The sequence below is a fragment of the Marinobacter guineae genome (genome assembly GCF_002744735.1).
GTDB lineage: Bacteria > Pseudomonadota > Gammaproteobacteria > Pseudomonadales > Oleiphilaceae > Marinobacter > Marinobacter guineae.
Genome location: NZ_KZ319342.1, coordinates 226,165 through 232,353, shown reverse-complemented (window position 1 = coordinate 232,353; position 6,189 = coordinate 226,165). Strand labels below are relative to the sequence as shown.

Below are 6,189 nucleotides of genomic sequence, written 5' to 3'. Positions count from 1 at the left end.
TGACGGCGACAGCGCCTGACTCAAGATGGGATTACCGGCCGCTTACAGTGTTTCAACCTCACAGGCACTTCGGGGGCGAGGAGATTTTTGTACTGTCTGGTGAATTCTGCGACGAGCACGGCCGGTATCCTGAAGGAACCTGGATTCGAAGCCCCCACCTGAGCCAGCACCACCCGTTCGTGGATCAGGAGACGGTGATCTGGGTTAAAACCGGTCACCTGCCCATAGGAACCCGATAAAAAAGGGCCCCGGAGGGCCCCAAGGATGATCAGGAGATCGCTGTGGGTTGCCAGTTACGCCTGGCGAGGTCGTCGTTGCTTGCGCCTTCACCCCTGGGGCTGAAGGTTGTTGAGTCCTCGTCGGCCGGAACTGCAAACACGTGGTACGCTTCGGGACCAAACGGGTCCAATGCAGTGTCGACGTATTCAAAGTGATCCGGTACTGGTTCACCGGAATACGCGACTCGGAACTGCCTCTCCAGGGTCGGTGTGGTTACATTCAGGGGTTGCTCCACCCAGAGGTAAACGGCCTTGTGGGGAACGATATACTCGCTGCGCACCACCCGATACCCTTCCCTGAGTGAGAGAGTGGTCGGTTCCTTGCCAGGTTCCAGACGAAATTTGTGGATGGTTTTCATAGCTGCTGCTCCTCTTCGGGTTGCTGCCTTTCACAACTCCATAATGGACGGGAACAGAGATCGACAAAATAAGCTTTGTTGAGGTTTTAACATCGTTTTTTTCGAGGTTATTTCAGGCCCTGAAAGTCGGAGTGCGCCTCGCAGATTGCTCTGACGCCGTCATGCGCAATTTTTCCGCCTCGGGTAATTGCGAAAAGCTCATCCACGACGTCATCAATTGAGGCGATTTGCTCAACTTCATACTGCCGGCAGACCTCCTCCCGAATGACTGTCGGTGCCGCAAATACGCCATAGCCCTGGCTTCCGAACACTTTGATCAATGCGCTGTCGTCTACCCGGGCAATAAGCCTCATGCGCACGCCATTAAGGGAAAACCAGTTCATGAGACGTTCGAAGTATGGTGCATCGGTGGCGTTGGCCAGAAGCGGCTGACCATTGAGGGATTCCGGGAAACCATCTCTCAAGCGGTCGGCCAGTTCCGGCGCTGCAAACAGACTCATGCTCGAGCCCGCCAACGGATGGACCGTGAGATTCGCCTCTTCCTGGAGCTTTGGCATGCGGTCTGTAAGGACCAGATCAAGCTCCTTACGCTTGAGGCTGAGGACCAGGTCCTCAGTACGCCCTGTCTGGCATTCCAGTTGAATCGACCGTTTAACAGCCATCGCCGGTTGCAAGAGGTAATAGGCAATCAGCTTGTGAATCGATGCGGAAATGCCGGCACGAAGCGTGAGGGGGCGTTCGGAAGGATCGAGCCGAAGAGTTTCCGCAAGCTCGCCCGTAAGCGCAAAAATGTCATCAGCATAACCAAGGATCAATCGCCCCAGGTCTGTCAGAATGAGTTGGCGCCGCTCCCGTGAAAACAAACGGCCACCGACTGAGGCTTCGAACGTCGCAAGCTGACCACTGAGAGTCTGAGGTGCCAGCTCCAGAACCTCACTGGCACGGGCAATGGAGCCCTCACGACTGATCACCCAGAAATAATAGAGATGCCTGAGATTCAGCTGTTCCACCGCGCCGCACCTCGTCAGAGATCAGGAAGGCCTGGGAATCTTGATTATTTCACCGAACGTAACATATTCGCTGCCGCCAAGCCGGCCAAGCGGATCAATCGCCGAACCGTCAAACGTGAGCCGGTTCTTGTCATCGTAACGGGCCGCATTGTCACTCACCCACACCCGGTTAACCTTGCCAAAAACCAGCGATTGCGGACCGGCGCCGATTTCCTTGATGTCATACAGCTCACAGGCAAAAGCGACGTGGCAATCCTTGAGGCGCGGCAGGCTGGCGCCTTCAAAATCCACCATCTCAAGGTCGAGATTCTTCAGTTCAGACTCGCCGTGGGGCAACGTCCGTGAGGATTCGGTAACCGCTGCCGCCAGTGCCCTGGGGGCGATATGAATCACAAAATGCTTTCTCTCTTCGATATTGACCCGGGTATCCTTCGATACCCCGTCCGTGGGTTTCTTGCCGACCGAAATCATCAGCAAGGGTGGATTGCTGGTGATGGGCGTGAAAAAGGAAAACGGCGCAAGATTGTAATCACCATCCGGGTTCTCGCTCAGCACCCAGGCGACAGGACGCGGAATGACGGTCTGAGTCAGGATATGGTAGGCGTCTTTCGGATCCATCCCGTCAAAATTGATCAGCATCAGTCTCTCCCGTTAACAGCGCTTTCAGGTGTACGCTCCCGCAGGAGCCACAGGGTCATCAGAATGCCGTGCAGGACAAGAAATGGCACGGCGACCATAACCAGCCCGCCCCAGCCCAGCCAACTCAGGATGGCACCCGCAGAGAGCGCTGCGGTAGCCTGGGAACCGAACACCATGATGTCGTTCAAGCCCTGAACCCTGAAACGCTCTGCATCCTGATAGCCTCTGGGAAGTAGTGTTGTACCGCCTACAAACAGGAAGTTCCAGCCCACGCCCAGCAACAACAGCGCCGAGAGATAATGATGGAAGCTGACGCCGCTGGCGGCGAGCAAGATGCAGCCCAGATAGGCCAGAAGCCCCGCCGCCATCATCAGGGGGATGCCGACAACACGGGTAAGCCATCCGCTGATGAGCGAGGGAAGGTACATGGCCATGATATGGAGCTGGATAACACGCTTGGCGTCGTCGAGGTCATGCCCGGCCATCTCGGTCATGCTCAGTGGTGTGGCCGTCATGATGAAGCTCATCACCGCATAACCGATAGCGGCAGCGCTGATTGAGGCCCATACCAGTGGGTTGGAAAGAATCTCACGCAGGGGGCGGCCACCGCCAGGATGGGTTTCACGTACCAGCTCACCCTTCGCCCGGTAACCAGCACCGAGAATAATCAGGGCAACGCCCTGCACCGCCGCCAGGCCAACCCAGCTGGTCAGAAACGGATACTGTTCAGCCGTCCCACTGCCAATGGCGGCGATTTCGGGCCCGAGCCAGGCCGCAACCAACCCGCCAAGCAGCACCCGGGCTGCGGCGGAACCTGCCATTCCAAGAGGCACGGATTCCATGGCAGCGAAACGGTATTGGTGGACTACCGCCAGCCCGGTACCACCAATAACCGCCGCCAGACACAAAAGCGAAAACAGCCCGAGCCAGGATGCCAGGGCACCGAGCAATCCAGCCAGAATTCCCATGGTTGCGCCCAGCAACATCACCTGTTTGCGGCCGAATCGCTCCATCAGCCAGGTGGCGGGTTTGATGGCCAGAACTGTCCCGACGACAACAAGGCCGACAGGAAGGGTGGCGTATTCCGCTGCGGGTGCGAGCAGACGGCCCTGGATGCTGCCGATGAAAACAATGAAGGGCGCCGTGCACATCGCCAGCGCCTGCGCCGCAACCAGGACCCAGACATTTAGGGGCATGGGTTATTTTTTCCTGTAAATAATTCCGGGATGGCACTGGACCATCTCGTAAAGGTGAGGCAAACCGTTCAGGGATTCGGATGCACCAAGAACCAGGTAACCTCCGGGATTAAGGGTGGCATGCATCCGGGTCAGGATGTCCTTCTTCGATTCCGCTGAGAAATAAATCAGAACGTTGCGACACATCACAATATCGAATTTGCCGAGCATGTATCGCTCCAGCAGATTCAGTTCCTTGAACTCCACCATGGTCTTGATCTGCGGCTTGATTTGCCAGCCCCCGTTCAAGGATGGCGTAAAGAACTGCTTCTGACGCTCCGGCGACAGGCCGCGACCAATGGCGATCATCTCGTATTCACCTTTACGGGCAACCTCAAGGACGCTCTTGGAAATATCGGTCGCCGTGATTTTCACGTCACGCAGTTTGCCGGGCCGAAGCCGTCGGAACTCCTCCACAATCATGGCAATCGAGTAAGGTTCCTGCCCGGTTGAGCAAGCGGCAGACCAGATTCGAAGCGGCTGACTGGAATTGCGCTCGGCAAATTCAGGAAGCAGTTTCTCCTGAAGGATCCGGAACGGATGGTTATCACGGAACCACAGGGTTTCATTGGTGGTCATGGCGTCAATGACGACTTCACGCAAACCACCCCGGCCGGGCCGCTTGAGACGATCAAGGAGTTCCCCGAGGGAGTTCATGCTATTGTCCTCGAGAATCCGCCGTAACCGGCTTTTCACCAGATACTGCTTGTTCTCTCCCAGCAAAATCCCACAGGCGTCCTGCAGGAACGACTTGAAGGCTTCATATTCCTGTGGCGTTATATCCGCTTTCATTGGATCTCTGTTCTGAGTGAATCTCTGAGCAGCTTCATCAACCCTGGTCAATGATTTCCATTACCCGCTCGGCGAGTTCGTCGGGGCTGAACTTTGCCATGAAGTCGTCGGCACCGACCTTCTTGACCATGGCCTGATTAAAGACCCCACTGAGTGAGGTGTGCAGCATGATAAACATGTCGGCAAGCGCCGGATCACCCTTGAGCTTCGTTACCAACGTATAGCCGTCCATCTCTGGCATTTCAACGTCGGAAATGATCAGGGAGAAATGATCCTTTGCCCGCGAACCGTCGGCCGTCACTTCCTTCAGATATTGGTAAGCCTGTTTGCCGTCATTCTTGGTAACGACTTCCATTCCGATAGCCGTCAGGCAACGCTCTATCTGGCGACGGGCCACGGTCGAATCATCCACCACCAGGACCGGCAGGTGGCCGGGCACGCGATCGGCACTCTTACTCAGCACGGCTTCGGTGACATCCTCACCGAGCGGAGAAACTTCTGCAAGAATCTTCTCTACATCAATGATTTCTACAAGCTTATCATCGATTTTTGTGACAGCGGTAAGGTAAACGTCCCTTCCGGCACCCTTGGGCGGTGGCAGGATATCTTCCCAGTTCATGTTCATGATCCGGTCGACACCAGTAACCAGAAAGCCCTGGGTTTTACGGTTGTACTCAGTAATGATGACAAAACTGGTTGCCAGTTCTTCCTGAGGAATTCCAGGCAATCCAATGGACATGCTCAGATCAATAATCGGAATGGTCTCGCCCCGGATATGGGCGACACCCCTGACGACGTTCCGGCTATTAGGAATCGATGACAGCTTGGGACACTGCAAAACCTCCTTCACCTTGAAGACGTTGATGCCATAGATCTGACGCCCTCGCAGGCGAAAAAGAAGGAGCTCAAGGCGATTCTGCCCTACCAGCTGCGTGCGCTGGTTTACGCTGTCCAATACCCCTGCCATTTAATTTCTCCTGGCTTGCCGGCATTACGCCGGCATATATCTTGCTGGTTACTTAATAATCGCCTGATCGACTGGAAACCGTCATCTCAGCGGAGGATCAGCCAACTTAACGGCCATTTGCCCCGAACCCTTAGCCATTATTCGGGTTTTCTGCCCTGATATTGACAGCATAGGACAAACTCATACGTATGCGCATCACCAATTTCGCCCTACTCCTGCTAATGTCTAGCCTGAGCGGCCCGCTGCTGGCCCAAACCACTGCCGAGCAGATCCGGCAGGCGACCCTCGCGTTTCTGGACAACTTTGCCAACGAACAGACCGGTGCTGGCTATACGGTTTCCTTTGAACCAGGGTCCATCGATAGCCGACTCGCTCTCGCCGAATGCAAACAGCCCCTGAGTGTCGAGTTCAGCGGCGACCCCTGGAAGAGTACAAGCCCTTCACTGCTGGTAGCCTGCGAAGGACACCGCCCCTGGCGAATGTTCGTTACTGCGTCCGTATCAATTCATGGGCCCGCCCTGGTTGCTACCCGCCCCCTGACCCGCGGTGAGCGGATTACCTCCGATCTGGTGACGCATCAGTCCGTGGAAATCAATGCCTCGAGGCGTGGGGTTATAACAGAGAGCAGACAAGCAGTTGGAATGGAGGTTCGGCGTTCCATCAATGCCGGCTCCTTGATCACTCCGGACATGCTCTCTGCCCCGGATGCGATAGAGCGCGGGGATCATGTTATCATCACTGCCAAAACCGGCGGGTTTTCGGTGCGTTCCCGAGGTAAAGCTCTCGCAAACGCAGGCGTGGGAGAGCAGGTTTTAGTCGAAAATCTGAGCTCCTCACGTACAGTAAAGGCGAATGTTGTTGCCGCCGGCCATGTGGAGATCCAGATGTAGCCGCGCGTCGGCAGCATTT

At 55.9% G+C, this 6,189-nt stretch carries 8 protein-coding genes; 2 read left to right on the top strand and 6 right to left on the bottom strand.

The features are described from left to right. Positions 1-239, top strand: a 239-nt coding sequence (locus CLH62_RS18715; protein WP_211285845.1) for a cupin domain-containing protein, incomplete at its 5' end; no start/stop codon positions are given. Between the two features lie 29 nt (positions 240-268). On the opposite strand, the gene CLH62_RS18710 is transcribed toward CLH62_RS18715, so the two are convergent. From CLH62_RS18710 to CLH62_RS18685, 6 genes are all read right to left on the bottom strand, one after another. Then, a complete protein-coding gene (locus CLH62_RS18710) occupies positions 269-637 on the bottom strand; it encodes a DUF7352 domain-containing protein (protein ID WP_099619716.1) in 369 nt (122 codons plus the stop codon). Positions 638-744: 107 nt separating this feature from the next. Continuing rightward, positions 745-1,647 carry a LysR family transcriptional regulator gene (locus CLH62_RS18705; protein WP_099619715.1) on the bottom strand — a complete coding sequence of 301 codons (903 nt, stop codon included), beginning with the start codon at positions 1,645-1,647 and terminating at the stop codon, positions 745-747. Positions 1,648-1,668: 21 nt separating this feature from the next. Next, positions 1,669-2,286 (bottom strand): flavin reductase family protein, encoded by a 618-nt coding sequence (locus tag CLH62_RS18700; RefSeq protein ID WP_099619714.1) that lies wholly within the window; start codon positions 2,284-2,286, stop codon positions 1,669-1,671. Beyond that, positions 2,286-3,482, bottom strand: coding sequence for an MFS transporter (locus CLH62_RS18695; protein ID WP_099619713.1), 1,197 nt, complete (start codon positions 3,480-3,482; stop codon positions 2,286-2,288). Before CLH62_RS18695 ends, CLH62_RS18700 begins: the two co-directional genes overlap by 1 nt. Positions 3,483-3,485: 3 nt before the next feature. Next, a complete protein-coding gene (locus CLH62_RS18690; RefSeq protein WP_099619712.1) occupies positions 3,486-4,313 on the bottom strand; it encodes a CheR family methyltransferase in 828 nt (275 codons plus the stop codon). A 37-nt stretch (positions 4,314-4,350) separates the two neighbouring features. Next, positions 4,351-5,280 carry a chemotaxis protein CheV gene (locus tag CLH62_RS18685; protein ID WP_099619711.1) on the bottom strand — a complete coding sequence of 310 codons (930 nt, stop codon included), beginning with the start codon at positions 5,278-5,280 and terminating at the stop codon, positions 4,351-4,353. A gap of 188 nt (positions 5,281-5,468) precedes the next feature. On the opposite strand from CLH62_RS18685, the gene flgA reads away from it, so the two are divergent. Then, the gene (gene flgA / locus CLH62_RS18680) at positions 5,469-6,170 is read left to right on the top strand and encodes a flagellar basal body P-ring formation chaperone FlgA (RefSeq protein ID WP_211285843.1); all 702 of its coding nucleotides are present in this window, start codon (positions 5,469-5,471) and stop codon (positions 6,168-6,170) included. Positions 6,171-6,189: the final 19 nt, after the last annotated feature.